Genomic DNA, 16,471 nt, shown 5'->3' on the forward strand with positions numbered 1-16,471 from the left:
ATCGCCTCACACCAGGTACTGGCTCAGGCCGCGCTTGACGAAGCTGCCGTCGCCCTTGCGTCCGAGGTACTGGCCTGCGTCGACGATCACCTTGCCCTTGGAGATCACGGTGTCGACGTGCCCGTCGATCTCGAACCCCTCCCAGGCGGAGTGGTCCATGTTCATGTGGTGGGACTTGCCGGTGCTATGACCCAGGTCGTCGACCGGGAGGCCGATGGAGGTGTGACCGTTCGGATCGTAGACGACGATGTCGGCATCCGCCCCGGGCTGGATGACACCCTTCTTGCCGTACATGCCGAACATGCGCGCCGGGGTGGTGCTCGTGAGTTCGACCCACCGCTCCAGGGTGATCTCGCCGGTGACGACGCCCTGGTACATGAGATCCATCCGGTGCTCGACTGAGCCGATGCCGTTGGGGATCTTACGGAAGTCCTCCAGGCCCAGGGTCTTCTGATCCTTCATGCAGAACGGGCAGTGGTCGGTGGAGACCATCTGCAGATCGTTGGTGCGCAGGGCCTGCCACATGTGGTCCTGGTGGCCCTCGGCGCGCGAGCGCAGCGGCGTCGAGCACACCCACTTGGCGCCCTCGAACTGGCCCCACTGCTCGCTCGAGGCGCCCAACTGCTCTTCCAGCGACAGGTAGAGATACTGCGGGCAGGTCTCGCCGAATACGTTGAATCCGTTGTCGCGAGCGGCCGCGAGCTGCGCGACAGCCTGTTTCGCCGAGACGTGCACGACGTACAACGGCGCCCCGGTGATGTTCGAGAGCATGATCGCGCGGTGGGTGGCCTCTTCTTCGGCCTGCCAAACGCGGGCCTTGCCGTGGAAGAAGGGTGAGGTCTTGCCGGCATCGACGAGTTGCTGGGCGAGCACGTCGATGACGGGGCCGTTCTCGGCGTGCATCATCGTGAGCAGCCCCGTGTCGGCGGCGACCTGCATCGCTTTCAGGATCTGGGCATCGTCCGAGTAGAAGACGCCGGGGTAGGCCATGAACAGCTTGTAGCTCGTGATGCCTTCGTCAACGAGGGTCGGCAAGAACGCGAGCGATTCGTCGTCGATGCCGCCGACGATCTGGTGGAACCCGTAGTCGATCGCGCAGTTTCCCGCTGCCAACTCGTGCCACTTCGCAAGGCCGTCGGGCACTTTCGTGCCGTACGTCTGCACGGCGAAGTCGACGATGGTCGTCGTACCGCCCCACGCTGCCGCGCGCGTGCCGGTTTCGAACGTGTCGCTCGCGAACGTGCCCCCGAAAGGCAGCTGCATGTGCGTGTGGGCGTCGATGCCGCCGGGGATGACGTACTTGGCGCTCGCATCGACGACAGTGTCGACGGATGCCGCCAGGTTCGTGCCGAGCAGTTCCGAGCCGGGCGCGAGGACGGCGACGATCTTCTCGCCGTCGACGAGGACATCGGCCGGAGCCCGCCCGGTGGCGGAGACGACGGTGCCGCCGGTGATCAGTGTCGTGCTCACGGTGCGGAGATCCCTTCGTAGCTGTCGGGGCGACGGTCGCGGTAGAACTGCCAGTCGTCGCGCATCTCCTGCACCATGTCGAGGTTCAGGTCGCGAATGAGGACCTCCTCGTGCTCGCTCGAGCCCAGCGCCCCGACGAAATTGCCGCGCGGGTCGATCACCTGGCTCGTGCCGTAGAAGCTGACAGCCTCGTCGCCGTACTCGTTGTCCTCGCGGCCGACGCGATTGGGCTGGAGGACGAAGTAGCCGTTGGCAACAGCCGCGCACGGCCCCTCGACCTCCCACAGGCGGTTGGACAGGCCCGGCTTGGTCGCATTGGGGTTGAAGACCATGTGCGCGCCGTTCAGGCCGAGCTCGCGCCATCCCTCCGGGAAATGGCGGTCGTAGCAGATGTACATGCCGACCTTTCCGACCGCCGAGTCGAAGACGGGGTAGCCGAGGTTGCCCGGACGGAAGTAGAACTTCTCCCAGAACTTCTCGACGTGGGGGATGTGGTTCTTGCGATACGCCCCCAGCACGGTGCCGTCGGCATCCACGAGAACCGCCGTGTTGTAGTAGACCCCGGTCTGCGCTTCCTCGTAGATCGGCAGCACCATCACAGTGCCGAGCTCCTTCGCTACCGCGGCGAAGCGCTCCACGATCGGGCCGTCGACCGGCTCGGCATAGCGGTAGTACTTCTTGTCCTGTGTGATGCCGAAGTAGGGCCCGTAGAAGAGCTCCTGGAAGCACACCACCTGCGCGCCGTCGGCGGCGGCATCCCTCGCGAATTGCTCGTGCCTGTCGAGCATGGATGCCTTGTCGCCGGTCCACGTCGTCTGCGTGATGGCCGCTCTCACCGTCGTCATCTCGTGCACTCTCCGTCCGGTCGAAGGGGCCACGAAGCGCCGTGGCGTGTCTGTTATTGTTCGGCGTGAACATTTCCCTTCGGTTTCGTCCCGTGTCGCGACCGTAAATGTTGGTGTGATCGAGATTGGGTGGGCGATGACCACGGTGATCGATCGTGCGCACTTCACCGATCCCACGCCGCGCGCTATCGCGGCAGAGCTTGCCCGCCTGATCACGGCCGGAGATCTGGCCGCCGGTGAGCGACTGCCGACCGTGCGCGAGGTCGCGGGACGGCTCGGTGTGAGCCCTGCGACAGTGAGCGCTGCGTGGAAGGCGCTCTCGCAGGCCGGGCTGATCGTCTCGCGTGGGCGGGCAGGATCGTTCGTGCGCGAGGAACGGCAGGAGTGGATGTCGCCGCGCGTGCAGGGCCTTGCCCAGCATCCGGGATCGCCGCGGCTCGACCTCTCGGGAGGGACTCCGGATGCCGACCTGCTCCCCGACCTCGCGCGTGCCTTCTCGCGGGTGTCGCCGCGCGCTCACACCGGTCGATACCACGAGTCGCCCGTGCTACCCGAACTGGAGACGTTGCTCCGCCGGGTGTGGCCGAGCGATGCGGAGGCGATCACTGTCGTCGACGGTGCCCTGGACGGCGTCGGTCGTGCGCTCGAACAGGTCGTGCGCTTCGGAGACCGCGTGGTGGTCGAAAACCCCGGCTTCCCGTACTTCTTCGACCTCATCGAGCACCTGGGGGCGCAGCCGATCCCCGTAGAACTCGACGCCGAGGGGATCGCGCCGAGTAGCTTCGCGCGTGCGCTCGCGACGAGGCCGACCGCGGTGCTTCTGCAGCCGCGCGCACACAACCCCACGGGTGTGTCGACGAGCCCCGAGCGCGCGGCTGAGCTTGCGCGATTGGTACGCGCCTCGCGAAACGGAGCGCGGGTCGTCATCATCGAGGACGACCATTCCGGGCTCGTAGCCGCAGCGCCCGAGGTGACGCTCGCCCGGTGGCTGCCAGAGCAGGTCGTGCACGTACGCAGCTTCTCGAAATCCCACGGTCCCGATCTGCGCATCGCCGCGCTCGGAGGCCCATCGCGCATCGTCGACCGCGTCGTGGCGCGCAGGCTGCTGGGGCCGGGATGGACCTCACGTACCATCCAGGCCGTACTCTTCGATCTCTTGTCAGACCCCGTATCGATCGAGGCTGTGGTTCGCGCCCGCGAGAGCTACCGGACTCGTCAGCGGGAGCTGGCCGGCGCACTGCGCCGCCACGGAGTCTCAGCCGTTGCCGGTGACGGCCTCAACGTCTCCTGGGACGTCTCGGACGAGCGCGCGGCGCTCCTTCATCTCGCTGCGGCCGGCATCGGTGTGGCGGCGGGGTCGCCCTTTTTCCTCTCAGACCGCACCGCTCGCCCCCTCATCCGCGTCACTGTCGGTCTCGTGAGCGGTGACGTCGATGCCGTGGCTGCCTCGCTCGCGCGTGCGGTGCGCGTGACGGGCTGAGCGCCACCGCCCCAGTTGCGGCATCCGGCTGTTCCCGACGTCCGAGCCGCGCAGTGCGCTTCCCCGCATGACGACTCCCGCTCCGGCGGATCCCACAGTTGCGCCGCGCACGCGGTTGATCCGTACCCCGAACGAGCGCGTGTTCCTCCACGTTCTCGTGAACACTGCGGCTGCGAACATCACGACGAGCTACCTCTGGTTCGCGCTGACCTTCTGGGTGTACCTCGTGACACTCCTCGTCCCCGAAGAGCGGCACGCGAATGCCAACGGTCTGGTCGGCACAGTGCAGGGGATCGCCTTCATTATCACCAGCGTGTTCAGCGGCCTGTCGGTCGGCCCGCTCGGCATGGGGTGGACGCTGCTCATCGCCATCGTCGCAACCGCGATCGCGGGTGTTCACCTGCTCCTGCTCCGGATTCCCGAGGAGCAGCCGGCGGCATCCGTCGGACGCGGTGTCGACCTGCGCGGCGCGATCACCGCTGTGAGACTGGCGCCCGGGCTCTTCGCACTCATCATCTTCTCGACGTTCAACAACCTCATCGGTGGGGTCTACATCGCCCTGATGGACCCGTACGGGCTGACCCTGTTCAGTGTCGAAGCCTGGGGCACCGTGTTCGGGGTCGCCGCGACGGGGTTCATCGTCGGCGGCGTCCTGATCGCCAGGTTCGGCCTCGGACGCAACCCGATTCGCACGATGTTGCTCGTGGTCGCGGGCATGGGGCTACTGGGCGCGCTGTTCACGATCCGCGACTGGTGGCTGCTCTACGCCGTCGGGATCTGGCTCTACATGGCCCTCGTGCCCGCGGTCGAGGCAGCCGAGCAGACCGTGATCCAGAAGGTCGTGCCGTACGGATCGCAGGGGCGTGTGTTCGGGTTCGCCGCGGCTTTCGAATCGGCAGCCGCCCCCATCACCGCGTTCCTGATCGCGCCGATCGCGGAGTTCTGGGTCATCCCCTACATGGAAACGCCGAGCGGCCAGCAGACGTGGGGATGGCTTCTTGGGGACGGGGAGGCGCGCGGCATCGCGCTCGTGTTCGTCTTCGCAGGTCTCGCCATGGTCGTCAGCGCCCTGCTCGCATTCGCGACGCGGTCGTACCGGCTCATCACCGAGCAATACCGTACCGCGCCCGAGACGCCGTCGCAGACCGAGTCCGAGACCGAGACCGAGCGGACGCCTGCACCGTAGGCGGTCGGCCCGGCGCACATACATCTTCAGACTGACGCGCTCTGGGCGCGCGTTCCGTAGCGTGGGTGAGGTGAGACGCTCCGCACTCTTTCGTGAACTCCTGCCGTACCAGGTGGCAACCGATGTGTCGGTTGCGGGAGTGTTCGGGCTGCTCTGTCTCCCCTTTGAGCTGACGATCGGCGGCTGGGCAGCCGAGTCGGCACTGCCGACCGTGGTCATGTGCCTTCTCTTCGCGGCGGCGCTCGCGCTGCGGCGGCTCTCACCGCCCCTCGCGCTCGCTACGGCGTGGGTCGGCGCGACGATGCAGATGCTGATGCTGCGTCCACCGTCGCCCGTCGACCTCGCGATCTTCGCCGTGCTCTACGCGACGGCTGCCTACGGGAGCACGCTGGTGTACTGGCTCGGATTCTCGTCGGCGATCGTCGGGGCCACCGTCATCACCGGCTATCTCTTCGGTTCGCAGCTGCTCAGTGCCGCGTCGTGGAGCGTCCTTCCGCTGGCAGCCGCTGTTCTCATCGCTGCGGGGTTCGCGTTGCTCCTGGCCTGGACCGTGGGTGCTCTGGTTCGAACGTCCCTGCGCGCTCGACGCACCCAGCGTGAGCGCGAGCGTGCCGAACGGGAACGCGTCGAGGAGCAGGAGCGAGGTCGGATCGCGCGCGACATGCACGATGTCGTCGGTCATTCGCTGGCCGTCATCATCGCCCAGGCCGATGGGGCTCGCTACGCAGCCGACGCCGATCCGCAGGCGGGGAAGGACGCGCTCGCGACGATCTCGACGACGGCGCGCAGCGCGCTCGCTGATGTTCGGCTGCTGCTGGCGCAGTTGCGCCACAGCGAAGGGATGGCGCCGCAGCCGATGCTGAACGATCTGGAGAGTCTGTACTCCCAGGTGCGAGCTGCTGGCCTCGCGGTGCGCGTAGACGTGGAACCGATGCCTCCCGCGAACGTGCCGGCTGCCGTGCAGTTGGCCATCTACCGCGTGCTGCAGGAGGCGCTCACGAACGCCATCCGCCACGGCAACGGAGATGTCGAGGTGACGATGCGCTGGCTCCCGGACCGTCTGCACCTGTGGGCATCGAATCCTGTCGCGGAGCCCGTCGACCCGCCCGCGGCGGATGCCGCGCCCCTGACTGACCCCGCCGGAGTGACCCACGGTATCGTCGGCATGCGCGAGCGGGCGCGGCTGGTCGGTGGGGCAGTGGAGGCAGGGATGGTCGGGGAGCTGTGGGTCGTGCGGGCGACCTTCCCCTTCGCCGCGGAACCGCAACCTCACGGGTCCGCGGCACGATGAACGACCAGAGCAACCCCGGTCCGGGCGTCATCCGTGTCGCGCTCGTGGATGACCAGGCGCTCTTTCGCGCCGGCATCCGCATGGTGATCGACTCCCAACCCGACATGGCCGTCGTCGGCGAGGCGGGAGACGGCCAGGCGGCCCTGTCGATGGCGCGAGACACGCGTCCGGATGTCGTGCTCATGGACATCCGGATGCCCGTCATGGACGGGATCGAGGCGACGGCGCATTTGCTACAGGACCCTGACGCGCCACGGATCGTGATGCTGACGACGTTCGACCTCGATGAGGCAGCCGCACGCGCGATCCGCGGCGGCGCGAGCGGATTCCTGCTCAAGGATGCCGAGCCGGAGTTCGTGCTCGCCGCAATCCGCAGCGTGTACTCCGGTTCGGCGGTGATCGCGGCAACGGCCACGGCGCAGCTGTTCGCGCACTTCCGGGACGAACAGACCCGGCCGGCGCCGCGAGCGTTCCGCGAGCTGACCGAGAGAGAACGCGAGATCTTCGGTCTCGCCGCGCGGGGCCTGTCAAACGCCGAGATCGCGGCGCGAGAGTACCTTTCCGAGGCAACGGTGAAGACGCACGTCAGTCGCATCCTCGGCAAGCTCGAGCTGCGTGATCGCGTCCAACTCGTCGTTTTCGCCTACGAGCACGGCCTGGTCTGACACCGATCATGGGGCCGCTGGCCGCAGCCTCGCAGGAGACGGATGCCGAGGAATCATCCTTCCGATGGATGACGGCGCGACTTCGGGCTGACGCGGGGGTACGGGCCTGATTCCTAGCGTCGGAGGTATGAAAATCACCACGACGCAGATGGGCTTGGCGGCCCGCGTAGAGAACCTCGGCAAGACCTATGGCTCCGGCAGCGGAACGGTCAGGGCGCTCGATGACGTCACTGTCGGCATCCGTCTCGGGGAGTTCACCGCGATCATGGGTCCCTCCGGCTCGGGCAAGTCGACCCTCATGCACATCATGGCTGGGCTCGACGCCCCGACTGCCGGGCGGGTGTGGATCGGCGACACTGACATCACCGATCTCGGTGACCTCGAACTCACGATCCTCCGTCGTCGTCGTGTCGGTTTCGTGTTCCAGTCCTTCAACCTCGTGCCGACCCTCGATGCGCTCGGCAACATCCTGTTGCCCTTCGACCTGGACGGCCGCACGCCGAGTGTGTTGGAACGCTCGCGCATCGACGGGCTGATCGACACCCTCGGGCTTCGCTCGCGCTTGAATCACCGGCCGCACGAGCTCTCGGGTGGCCAGCAGCAGCGTGTTGCGATAGCCCGCGCCCTGGCGACCGCGCCCGACCTGCTCTTCGCCGACGAGCCGACGGGAAACCTCGACTCGCGCTCGGGGCGTGAGGTGCTCGCTCTGCTGGCTGAAGCGAGCCGCACCCGGGGGCAATCGATCGCCATGGTCACCCATGACCCCGTCGCCGCCAGCCACGCTGACCGGGTCCTGTTCCTCGGCGACGGGCGCCTCGTCGCCGACAAGCCCGCGCAGACCGCCGAGCAGATTTCGGCTCACATGCTGGCAGCCGACGCCGGCGCGCAGACTCGTCGGGCGGAGGTCGGCGCATGAGCGCGGTCGCGGCATCCGTCGAGGAGGCTCCGCTCCGCATGCCCCGTGCCCGCGCTAACGTCGCGTGGCTGCGTGAACGCGGGATGGGGGCGAGCATCCTGGTCGCTGCAATCTCGACCGTGTTCGGGGTCGTGCTCATCGCCACGACCGACTTTCTGGCGGCGATGCTGCGGGCGGACCCGTACATCGGCGACAGCGGCACCCTCGCCTTCATCCTCGGATTCCTCACTCTGCTGCTCGTCGCGCTCGCGGTCTATGTCGCCGGCATCGTCACGGCCAACACGTTCGCGACTGTCGTCGCCGGACGATCGCGCCAGATCGCCCTGCTGCGTCTGATCGGCGCGTCGGCGAGGTCGCAGCGAGCACGCGTGGCCTCCCAGGGCCTGATCGTCGGCGTTCTCGGCGCGACGATCGGCACGGTGCTGGGCATCGTCGTCTCTGCCGCCGGAGCGCAGATCGCGATAGTTCGACTCGGGTTGGATGCCGTCCACGTGGCGCCGGTCACCCTGTCCATGCTCCTGCCCGCCGTGATCGTCGCACTCACCACGTGGCTGGCGGCGTGGATCGGTTCCCGGCGAGTTCTCGCGGTCACCCCGCTGCAGGCAGTGTCGGGCTCGGTTCCCCTCGCCACCGATGAGGTAGGCGCCCGTCGAGGCAAGCACGCGGTTGCCGGCATCCTGTTCGCCCTCGGCGCGGTTGCGCTTGCCGCGGGCATCCTGCTGGGACTTGTCTCACCGCTCGGCGTGGTCGTCGCCTTCGTCGGTGGAGTCCTCTCGTTCACCGGCATCACGATGGCAGCTCCGCTGGTCATGCCTCCGGCGCTGCGCCTGGTCGGCCGTGCTTTCGGGCGCTCCGCTCCTGCGCGGCTCGCGGTGCAGAATGCCTACCGGAACCCGGAGCGCTCCGCCCGGACATCGATCGGCATCGTCATCGGCGTGACGCTCGTGACGATGTTCGCGGTAGCTATCGAGTCGGTGAAGGCGGTGCTCACGGCCAACGCGGGAGGCAGTCTCGAACCCGAGCTCGCGAGCATCATGGACACGTTCGCGGCAATCATGATGGGACTGGTTGCGATCTCGGCGGTGATCGCGGGCGTCGGGCTGGTGAACCTGCTGACCCTCGGCGTCATCCAGCGCACCCGGGAACTCGGGCTTCTCCGTGCCCTCGGCGTCTCGATCCGGCAGATCCGGGTGATGGTGCTGTTGGAGGCTCTGCACGTGACGGTGACCGCGACAGTCCTGGGCGTTCTCCTCGGCATCGCCTACGGCTGGGCCGGAGCGCAGTCCCTCCTCGGCAGCGTTCCCACGAACCCGGACGGGATCATCCAGGCCGGCATCGTCTACCCCGCGGTCCCGATGGTTCCGCTGCTGGTGATCGTGGCGGCGACGGCGATCCTCACCGTCGTTGCGTCAGTCACCCCCACGCGCCTGGCAACCCGCGTCGCGCCGGTGGCGGCGCTGAGCGAGTAGCCGGTTCGGAGGTCAGGCCGTGGCGGCCGCGTCGGCTTCTCCTGACTCGGCCGTCACGGCATCCGGATCGTGCGCCCACGACGGCGCGACCTGACGGATGCGGGCTGCCCGCCACTGCCAGAGCGCCCAGAGGCCCGGCCATAGCGCGGGTGCAGCAGTGCCACCGATCACGAGGCGCTCTCGCCACAGGGTGCGGCCATCCGGAAGGGGAGACACCGCCATCTGGTGGTCCCAGACGTCGAGGACCGCGAGTGGGCCGGTCAGCGGCATCCCGGAGTCACGGATGATCCGCACGCGCACCCCGCCTACCTCACGTTCGGCATCCGTGATCGAGATGAGCTGACGGCCGACCGGGATAAGCCCGGCGACGCTGAGCCCGACTGCGGCATTCTGGCCGTGCTCCCACTGCGTCGGGATCGCTTCCAGCGGCTGCATGTCGAGGAACGGTCCGTACACCTCGGCGAGTACCCGCGGTGAGTGCAGAGCGCGCCAGGCGGCGTCGGCGTCGCAATCGATCGTGAACTTGCTGAGCACGCGCATGCGGCAAGTCTCGCATCCGGTCTCGCCCTACGCTGGACGGATGCCGACAGTCGAGCCCGCGCCTCGCGAAGAACAGTCCCGGTACCAGGTGCGTTTCGATTGGGGTCTTGCCGGCCTCGACCGGGTCGCGCCGGCCGAGATCACGATCGTGGTCGACGTGCTGGCTTCGGGCACGGATGCCGAGCTCCTCGCCTCACGAGCCGCCGATCGCGGCGCCGTCGTGATCCGCGCTGACCTGCGCACAGCGAGCGCCGCAGCCGACGCTGCCGTCGCAGAACAGCACCGTCGGGCGGCGCGCACGAGTATTGCGGTGATCGCGGTCGGGCAAACCGACGCCAGTTCTGGTGCACTGAGGTTCGCGGTGGAGGACCTCTTCGGGGCGGGGGCCGTGATCGACGCACTCGCTGCGCGAGGGATCGATCATTCGTCTCCCGAGGCTGCTGCCGCTTGTGAGGCGTTCCGGGGACTGCGCCCCGCGCTTCGCCACCTGCTCACCGCCAGCGTCACCGGCCAGTGCTGGCTCGAAGAGGGTCGGCGCGACGCGGTTTTGGCCGCGGCCGAGGTCGACGCGGCTCGGTGAACTGCGTCGCCGAGAGAGGCGAAACCGAACGACACGCGGGTTTCGCGAGGCGTTGAGTCGCGTTCACGTCGCGGCCATGTTAGCGATAACTTCTGTCATCCTTCGCGGTTAGGTTCGTCCCCCGTCGGCATCGCCCGGTGCCGTCGTGGAAAGGAATCCTCCGTTCATGACCGTCGATCGACGCGTCACTCGGAGCGCTGCTGCAGCCTGAGCTGCACTCGCGCTCGGGTGCGCTCTCCTCGTTCCCGCTGTCGCTACCGCTGAAGACGGAAATCAGCTCGTCGGCCCCGCCGAGACGCTTCTCATCGAGAACGTCCATGCCGCAGGCAAGGTGCTCGTGATCGGCTCCGAGCAGGCTCAGCTGACCAATCCCGATGACACACCGGCTGCCGCAGCCATCTTCGAGATCGGTGACACCGCGTCGGCGATCACCGCGCAGGAGGTCCTCGCATACCCGGTGCGTGGCACCACGTAGCCATCGTGAACGATCCGGCAGCCGACACCGCGATCATGTACGTCGATGGCGTTCCGGTTCTGCGCAACGCGTCGTCGGTTGGCGGGATGATGGCAGCTGACTTCATGCCATGGATCATCGGCACCTCCACCTGGGAGACCGAGCCCGATCACGGCTGGTACGGATGCGTCGGTGAGACCCGCATCGTCGATCACGCGCTCACCACCTCGCAGTTCCTCTACAACCGAGTGAACATCGCCGATTCCTTTGCGGTGACGACCGATTTCGGCGCTGTCTACGCCCCCGACCAACAGCTCACCGAGGTCACGGGAACGGGCCTGCCCGGCTCCGGCGTGCGCATCGCGGACGCGGACGGCACCCTCGGTAGCGCCGAGGTCGGCGAGGACGGATCGTGGACGGTGACCCTCTCGACGCCCGTCGGCGGTCCCGGCGCGCATCCGTTGACGATCACTCCGAGCTTCGGAACACGCGACGGTGCCGCTCAGGAGGTCGTCTATCTGGTCGGCGTCACCGATCAGTGGCGCCCGTCGGACAGCGAGCTGACTGCTGACCTCGAGAACGCCATCACCGTCGCCCCGAACCCGTTCGCGCCGGGAGACACCGTGACGATCACCCTGCCGGCCGGTCACGAGGGAGACGCGGTGTACGTGTTCGCCTTCTCCGAGCCCACGGCGCTGGGGTCGGCGACGGTGTCGGGCGCCGCGCGCATCACGATGGTGACGCCCTCGAGTGTGCCGCTTGGAGCACACCGGGTTGCGGTCTACGCCGCCGACGGCACGCTCCTCGGTTGGCAGTCGGTCACGGTAGCTACCGCGACGCCGGCGGCAGCCCCGCCGTCAGCGCGGGGTCATCGCCGCCAGGCGCGTGGACGCCGTGATCTCGCGCCTGGTCCACGTGAGCAGGTAGCGCTCGTCGAAGCGGGGTGCGCAGCGGGCGCAGGAGGTCTGCCGGCTCGCGCGGCGATGCCGGTAGGCGACGTGACCGGCGGGGCACACGCCGACCCAGGGCGCGAGTTCTGTCGCTGTCTCGCCGTGGTGCGTGGTCCCGCCCACATAGCCGAGGTCTCGCGCGATCGCTTTCCAGCGCGGCCCATGGCCTGCTGCCGCGCCGGCGAGGGCGTGCGCCACCTCGTGCAGCAGCGTCTGGTGGTTGGTGTCATCATCGTGGCGGGCCGCGAGATACCGGGACACCGTGATGCGCTTGCGGGTGAAGTCACAGAGGCCCGCGCGCCGCTTCGCGTTGTCGAAACCGAACGACCACTCCGGGCTCAGGTGCACCGAGAGCAGGGCCTCGGCCCAGTGGCGAACGCGGTGCAACTCGGACATGACGACAGCGTAAGTCGGGCCTCAGACACCGGCCGGTCAGCTGGCGACTGCCGCGCCGGCCTCGGCCCGCCGGCGCTCGGCGGCGTCGATCGCGAGAAGAGTCGACTCGAGCTGGTCGTCGGGGGCTGACGTGCTCTGGCGAGCGAAGAGTGCGCGCTTGAAGTCAGCGCGAGCTGCGTCGAAGTCTCCCGCGTCGTAGTGCACTTTGCCGCGGTGCTGGTACGCGAATGCGGCGATCGATGCCCAGCCTGCCCCCTCGGCCTCGACGGCGCAGGTGGTGAGCTCTTGCGCGGCGGCAGCGAGCGAGCCGCGAAACTGCAGCACTGTCGCGTGCAGGATGCGTGCGCGCAGCAGATCCTTGCGCGTTCCCGCCATCCGGGCCGTGCGCACCGTCTGGTCGGCGATCTCGAGCGCGTCGTCGAGGCGGTCCAGAACCTTCAGAAGCCACACCCGCTCGAGCAGGGCGGGGAGCGAGCGCTGGTCGCCGAGTTCGTCGAGGCGGTCGCGGCAGTCGCGGGGGTTGACTACTTCGCGCAGCGTGACGGGGTCGTAGCCGTGGATATAGCTCACTCGCGCTCCTTCCCGCAGAGCGGTGATCGCCGCGGTCAGGCCGCCCGATTCCGCATCCTTGCCGCACCTCGCCCCATACGCGGTGCGCTCTCATTGTGACGGCGTCGGCGAATCGCGCCGGCTTCCCACGCCGTCAGCGCTCGAACAGCGTCGCCGAGGGCGCTGGCGACGGCGCGGCGTCGGCATCCGTGACAGGGCGCGAACCTGCGACGAACGCGTCGATCTCTGCGCCCTGCGCCACCTTCGCCGGATGCGGTCCTGCAGCCATCAGCCGCGGGAGCCACGCGGTGGGAAGCGGGGTCCGGGATGCCGCGATCACGATGTTCCCGAACCGCCTGCCCTTCAAGACTTGCACTTCGGCCAGCAGCGCGACGTGCGGGAGTTCGCTGCGGACGGTGGCGGCTTGGCGCCGCGCAAAGGCGAGCCCCGCGCCGTCGGCGACGTTGACCAGCAGCACGCCAGTCTCCGTGAGGTAGCGCGCAACGAGGCAGTAGAACTCGAGACTCGTGACGTGAGCCGGCGTGCGCGCGCCGTGGAAGATGTCTGAGATCACCAGGTCGGCCTGACCGCGAATGCCCGCCGGCAGCCGTTCCAGCACGGCCCGGGCATCTCCGGTCCGCGTGCGGATCGAGCCGCCAGCGCGTGAACTGGACGGCAGCGGCAGATGTTCGCGGACGAGCGAAACCAGAGCCGGTTCGAGTTCGATGACCTGCTGCCGGGACCCCGGTCGGGTCGCTTCGACGTACCGGGGGAGCGTGTAGGCGCCGGCCCCCAGATGGATGGCGGTGAGCGGCTCGCCCGGCTCTCCGAGCTGATCGATGACGGCGCCCATCCGTGCGACGTACTCGAAGTGCAGGTGGGTGGGATCGGCGAGGTCGACATGGGACTGCGGGGTGCCGCCGACCTCGAGTTCCCATCCGCTTGCGAATGCCGACGGGACGATGCGCGCCACGGATCCGTCCGACAGCCGCACCTGCGGCGGCGGGGCTTCGACGTGCGCTCGGGCCACGCATCCACCGTAGACCGGGCGTACCGTGGTCGCATGACGACCATCGACCTGAACGCCGACCTCGGCGAAACGGTCGACGGGGTGCCTACCGCTGACGACGAGGCGCTTTTCGCCGTCATCTCCAGCGCAAACATCGCCTGCGGTGGTCACGCCGGAGACCCGGACTCCATGGTTGAGGCTGTCGAACGGGCTGCCCGGTTCGGGGTGGTGATCGGCGCTCACCCCTCCTACCCCGACAGGCCCGGATTCGGCAGGCTGCCGCTCGCGATGGCGACGGCCGAGCTTCGCGGCACCGTGTCTGCGCAGCTGGATGCTCTCGCGGACGTCGGCGCCGACATCCGGTATGTCAAACCCCACGGTGCGCTGTATCACGCTGTTCGCACGGATGCCGCGCACGCGGCGGCGCTCGCCGCCGCTGTGGCAGATCTGTCGGGTCGGCTGGGCCGAAGACTGCCGATCCTCGCTATGCCGGGCGAGATCTCCGAGGCGGCGCGAGAGCACGGTCTGGAGGTCGTAGCTGAAGCGTTTCTCGACCGCGGCTACACGCCGAGCGGAGAGCTCGTCCCCCGCGGCGAGCCCGGCGCGGTTCTCGAGAATCCTGATGCCGCCGCGATCCGGGCCGTGCGCCTGGCACGCCAGGGCACCGTCGTCGCCGTTGACGGCACGAGTATCGCGGTGAGCGCTGCCTCCCTCTGCCTGCACGGCGACTCGCCAGGGTCGGTTGCGGCGGCTCGTGCGGTGCGGGCGGCCCTGGATGCTGCGTCAATATCAGTGCGAGCGCCGTGGTGAGCAGCGCCGGGGTCCGAGTCTTCGGCGACACGGGTCTGCTCGCTGAGGTGCCCGAGAGCATCAGCCCCGCCGAGGCGCTGCGGGTCGTCATCTCGCTCCGCGAGCGACTCTCCAGTTCACAGCCCGCGGGCGTCGTGGATCTCGTCCCTGCCGCGCGCACCGTCCTCGTGCGGTTCGCACCGCGCGAGGTAGCCACCTCGGTCGTGCGCGCCTGGATCGAGAAGAGTCTCGCCGATGCCCTCGCGGTGACTGACGTACCGGCGCGTGCGGCCGTGGACGGGAACACGGATGTCGAGATCGGCATCCGGTATGACGGACCCGACCTCGACAAGACCGCGGCCTTCCTCGGCATCCACTCCGCTGACCTCGTCTCTGCTCATCTGGCGGCCACCTGGACGGTCGCCTTCACGGGGTTCGCGCCTGGCTTCGGGTATCTCGTGAGCGAGGACTGGCCCTTCGACGTGCCTCGCCTCGCGTCGCCGCGTACGCGGGTCCCGGCAGGCTCGGTGGGACTTGCCGGGAGCTTCTCGGGTGCCTACCCGCGATCGACGCCGGGCGGATGGCGGCTGATCGGCACCACCTCCGCCCCGCTGTTCGACCCGGATGCCGCATCCCCCGCGCTCCTACGCCCCGGCATGCGCGTTCGATTCCGCGAGGTCGCCGACCTCCCCGCGTCCGGCCCCTCCCTCGAGCGCGGCAGTTCTGTGCGTCCGCTGCGCATAAATGCGCAGCACTCGCACGAAACCGCCGCACACGCGCGAGGCGGAGTGGAGGCGGATGCCGGCAGTGGTCCCGTGCTGCGGGTCGAGGCGCCGGGGCTGCTCGCGACGGTCCAGGATGCCGGGCGCCCGGGACACGGGTCGCTGGGCGTCTCCGTCTCTGGCGCCCTCGACCGCGCGGCCCTGCGCACCGCCAATCGCCTCGTCGGGAACCCCGAGGGCGCGGCGGGCCTGGAGATCACGGCGGGCGGATTCGAAGCCACCGCGCTCGCTGACGTGTGGATCGCCGTGGCCGGCGCGTGGGGCGAGCTCACCATCGACGGACGCGGCATCGACCACGGCGCGGCGCAGCTGTGGCGGCGCGGTGAGCGCCTGCGGATGGGGTGGTTCACGGCCGGCGTTCGCGCGTACCTCGCCGTTCGCGGCGGCATCGAGGCCCGGCGCGTCCTGGGCTCGGCCGCTACCGACACCCTCGCCGGCCTCGGGCCAGAACCCCTCCGCGCCGACGCAGTCCTCTCCGGCGGGGCGCTCGCGGTCGACGAGATCCCGGCATCCGATCTGGCGCCCTGGAGTCCCCCGCCGGCCGATCTGGTCGTCCGCCTCGTGCCCGGACCCCGCGAGGATGCCTTCACTCCGGCGTCGGGAACCGCGCTGTTCGAAGCGACGTGGACTGTCGGCGCTGCTGCCGACCGGGTCGGGATGCGGCTGGAGGGGCCGCGGCTGGATCGCACGGATGCCGGGGAGTTGCCGAGCGAGGGGATGGTTCCGGGGGCGATCCAGGTGCCACCGTCGGGCTCTCCCACGATCCTGCTGGCCGACGGTCCCGTGACCGGCGGCTACCCGGTGATCGCCACGGTTCTGGATGCCGATCTCGACCTGCTCGCACAGGCGGGGCCGGGCGCCACGATCCGCTTCATACACGCGACACAGCACTGAGATCGCTGGTTATACCGCACGAATTTCGACTCGTCAAGAATCCCGCTGGACACGGCGTGCCGGAACGCGTATAGTTGGTGGTTGCGCTCTTGGATTCCCCCTGCCCTCATATGGTGGTCGGCTGTGCCTGCGTGTCCCCGCTCGATGCGGTGCGAGACGCGCTGGTTTTCGGGGAGGACCGAACGCTTCACCTGACGACAAGGATA

16 protein-coding genes and 1 pseudogene are annotated in these 16,471 nt (G+C 68.7%); 11 read left to right on the forward strand and 6 right to left on the reverse strand.

Features of this window, described 5'->3' with window-relative positions; genetic code table 11:
- Nucleotides 1–6: 6 nt before the first annotated feature.
- Nucleotides 7–1,470 (reverse strand): dihydropyrimidinase, encoded by a 1,464-nt coding sequence (gene hydA, locus MICSW_RS01850; protein ID WP_228177352.1) that lies wholly within the window; start codon nucleotides 1,468–1,470, stop codon nucleotides 7–9.
- Nucleotides 1,467–2,315, reverse strand: coding sequence for a nitrilase-related carbon-nitrogen hydrolase (locus tag MICSW_RS01855; protein ID WP_292727971.1), 849 nt, complete (start codon nucleotides 2,313–2,315; stop codon nucleotides 1,467–1,469). The genes hydA and MICSW_RS01855 overlap by 4 nt, the downstream gene beginning before the upstream one ends.
- Before the next feature lie 136 nt (nucleotides 2,316–2,451).
- Here MICSW_RS01855 and MICSW_RS01860 point away from each other — a divergent pair, with 136 nt between their 5' ends.
- From MICSW_RS01860 to MICSW_RS01885, 6 genes are all read left to right on the forward strand, one after another.
- Nucleotides 2,452–3,795 carry an aminotransferase class I/II-fold pyridoxal phosphate-dependent enzyme gene (locus tag MICSW_RS01860; RefSeq protein WP_341578479.1) on the forward strand — a complete coding sequence of 448 codons (1,344 nt, stop codon included), beginning with the start codon at nucleotides 2,452–2,454 and terminating at the stop codon, nucleotides 3,793–3,795.
- Nucleotides 3,796–3,862: 67 nt separating this feature from the next.
- Nucleotides 3,863–4,981: an MFS transporter gene (locus MICSW_RS01865; protein ID WP_464496593.1), complete on the forward strand. Its 1,119-nt coding sequence runs from the start codon at nucleotides 3,863–3,865 to the stop codon at nucleotides 4,979–4,981.
- Nucleotides 4,982–5,051: 70 nt separating this feature from the next.
- Entirely contained in the window at nucleotides 5,052–6,272 is a 1,221-nt protein-coding gene (locus tag MICSW_RS01870) for a sensor histidine kinase (protein WP_464496594.1), read from the forward strand.
- Nucleotides 6,269–6,937 carry a response regulator gene (locus MICSW_RS01875; protein ID WP_464496596.1) on the forward strand — a complete coding sequence of 223 codons (669 nt, stop codon included), beginning with the start codon at nucleotides 6,269–6,271 and terminating at the stop codon, nucleotides 6,935–6,937. Before MICSW_RS01870 ends, MICSW_RS01875 begins: the two co-directional genes overlap by 4 nt.
- Nucleotides 6,938–7,064: 127 nt before the next feature.
- Nucleotides 7,065–7,853, forward strand: a complete 789-nt coding sequence (locus MICSW_RS01880; protein ID WP_464496597.1) for an ABC transporter ATP-binding protein — start codon at nucleotides 7,065–7,067, stop codon at nucleotides 7,851–7,853.
- Entirely contained in the window at nucleotides 7,850–9,322 is a 1,473-nt protein-coding gene (locus MICSW_RS01885; protein WP_464496598.1) for an ABC transporter permease, read from the forward strand. Before MICSW_RS01880 ends, MICSW_RS01885 begins: the two co-directional genes overlap by 4 nt.
- Before the next feature lie 12 nt (nucleotides 9,323–9,334).
- On the opposite strand, the gene MICSW_RS01890 is transcribed toward MICSW_RS01885, so the two are convergent.
- The gene (locus MICSW_RS01890) at nucleotides 9,335–9,862 is read right to left on the reverse strand and encodes a hypothetical protein (protein ID WP_464496599.1); all 528 of its coding nucleotides are present in this window, start codon (nucleotides 9,860–9,862) and stop codon (nucleotides 9,335–9,337) included.
- A 40-nt stretch (nucleotides 9,863–9,902) separates the two neighbouring features.
- Between MICSW_RS01890 and MICSW_RS01895 the strand changes: the two genes are divergently transcribed.
- The 3 genes and pseudogenes from MICSW_RS01895 to MICSW_RS01905 form a co-directional block, all read left to right on the forward strand.
- Nucleotides 9,903–10,442, forward strand: coding sequence for a phosphosulfolactate phosphohydrolase (locus MICSW_RS01895; protein ID WP_228177343.1), 540 nt, complete (start codon nucleotides 9,903–9,905; stop codon nucleotides 10,440–10,442).
- Between the two features lie 337 nt (nucleotides 10,443–10,779).
- Nucleotides 10,780–10,917, forward strand: coding sequence for a hypothetical protein (locus MICSW_RS01900; RefSeq protein WP_464496600.1), 138 nt, complete (start codon nucleotides 10,780–10,782; stop codon nucleotides 10,915–10,917).
- Nucleotides 10,918–10,952: 35 nt separating this feature from the next.
- Nucleotides 10,953–11,321 (forward strand): annotated as a pseudogene (locus MICSW_RS01905) (Ig-like domain-containing protein); the annotation flags it as partial.
- A gap of 432 nt (nucleotides 11,322–11,753) precedes the next feature.
- On the opposite strand, the gene MICSW_RS01910 reads toward MICSW_RS01905, so the two are convergent.
- The 3 genes from MICSW_RS01910 to MICSW_RS01920 form a co-directional block, all read right to left on the reverse strand.
- Nucleotides 11,754–12,242, reverse strand: a complete 489-nt coding sequence (locus MICSW_RS01910; protein WP_228177340.1) for a SprT-like domain-containing protein — start codon at nucleotides 12,240–12,242, stop codon at nucleotides 11,754–11,756.
- Between the two features lie 36 nt (nucleotides 12,243–12,278).
- Entirely contained in the window at nucleotides 12,279–12,812 is a 534-nt protein-coding gene (locus tag MICSW_RS01915) for a tetratricopeptide repeat protein (protein WP_228177339.1), read from the reverse strand.
- Nucleotides 12,813–12,945: 133 nt separating this feature from the next.
- Nucleotides 12,946–13,821, reverse strand: coding sequence for a spermidine synthase (locus MICSW_RS01920; protein ID WP_228177338.1), 876 nt, complete (start codon nucleotides 13,819–13,821; stop codon nucleotides 12,946–12,948).
- Nucleotides 13,822–13,854: 33 nt separating this feature from the next.
- Between MICSW_RS01920 and MICSW_RS01925 the strand changes: the two genes are divergently transcribed.
- Both MICSW_RS01925 and MICSW_RS01930 read left to right on the forward strand, forming a co-directional pair.
- Entirely contained in the window at nucleotides 13,855–14,610 is a 756-nt protein-coding gene (locus MICSW_RS01925; protein WP_292726851.1) for a 5-oxoprolinase subunit PxpA, read from the forward strand.
- On the forward strand, nucleotides 14,607–16,265 hold the full coding sequence (locus MICSW_RS01930; protein ID WP_464496601.1) for a 5-oxoprolinase subunit B/C family protein: 1,659 nt from the start codon (nucleotides 14,607–14,609) through the stop codon (nucleotides 16,263–16,265). Before MICSW_RS01925 ends, MICSW_RS01930 begins: the two co-directional genes overlap by 4 nt.
- Nucleotides 16,266–16,471 lie beyond the last annotated feature (206 nt).

The organism is Microbacterium sp. SW12, from assembly GCF_055391095.1.

What these genes read in the sequence shown, in the direction of transcription:
- MICSW_RS01855 (WP_292727971.1), bottom strand. Translation starts at nt 2,315, where the DNA reads ATGACGACGGTGAGAGCGGCCATCACGCAGACGACGTGGACCGGCGAC.
- MICSW_RS01860 (WP_341578479.1), top strand. Translation starts at nt 2,452, where the DNA reads ATGACCACGGTGATCGATCGTGCGCACTTCACCGATCCCACGCCGCGC.
- MICSW_RS01865 (WP_464496593.1), top strand. Translation starts at nt 3,863, where the DNA reads ATGACGACTCCCGCTCCGGCGGATCCCACAGTTGCGCCGCGCACGCGG.
- MICSW_RS01875 (WP_464496596.1), top strand. Translation starts at nt 6,269, where the DNA reads ATGAACGACCAGAGCAACCCCGGTCCGGGCGTCATCCGTGTCGCGCTC.
- MICSW_RS01880 (WP_464496597.1), top strand. Translation starts at nt 7,065, where the DNA reads ATGAAAATCACCACGACGCAGATGGGCTTGGCGGCCCGCGTAGAGAAC.
- MICSW_RS01885 (WP_464496598.1), top strand. Translation starts at nt 7,850, where the DNA reads ATGAGCGCGGTCGCGGCATCCGTCGAGGAGGCTCCGCTCCGCATGCCC.
- MICSW_RS01890 (WP_464496599.1), bottom strand. Translation starts at nt 9,862, where the DNA reads ATGCGCGTGCTCAGCAAGTTCACGATCGATTGCGACGCCGACGCCGCC.
- MICSW_RS01895 (WP_228177343.1), top strand. Translation starts at nt 9,903, where the DNA reads ATGCCGACAGTCGAGCCCGCGCCTCGCGAAGAACAGTCCCGGTACCAG.
- MICSW_RS01910 (WP_228177340.1), bottom strand. Translation starts at nt 12,242, where the DNA reads ATGTCCGAGTTGCACCGCGTTCGCCACTGGGCCGAGGCCCTGCTCTCG.
- MICSW_RS01925 (WP_292726851.1), top strand. Translation starts at nt 13,855, where the DNA reads ATGACGACCATCGACCTGAACGCCGACCTCGGCGAAACGGTCGACGGG.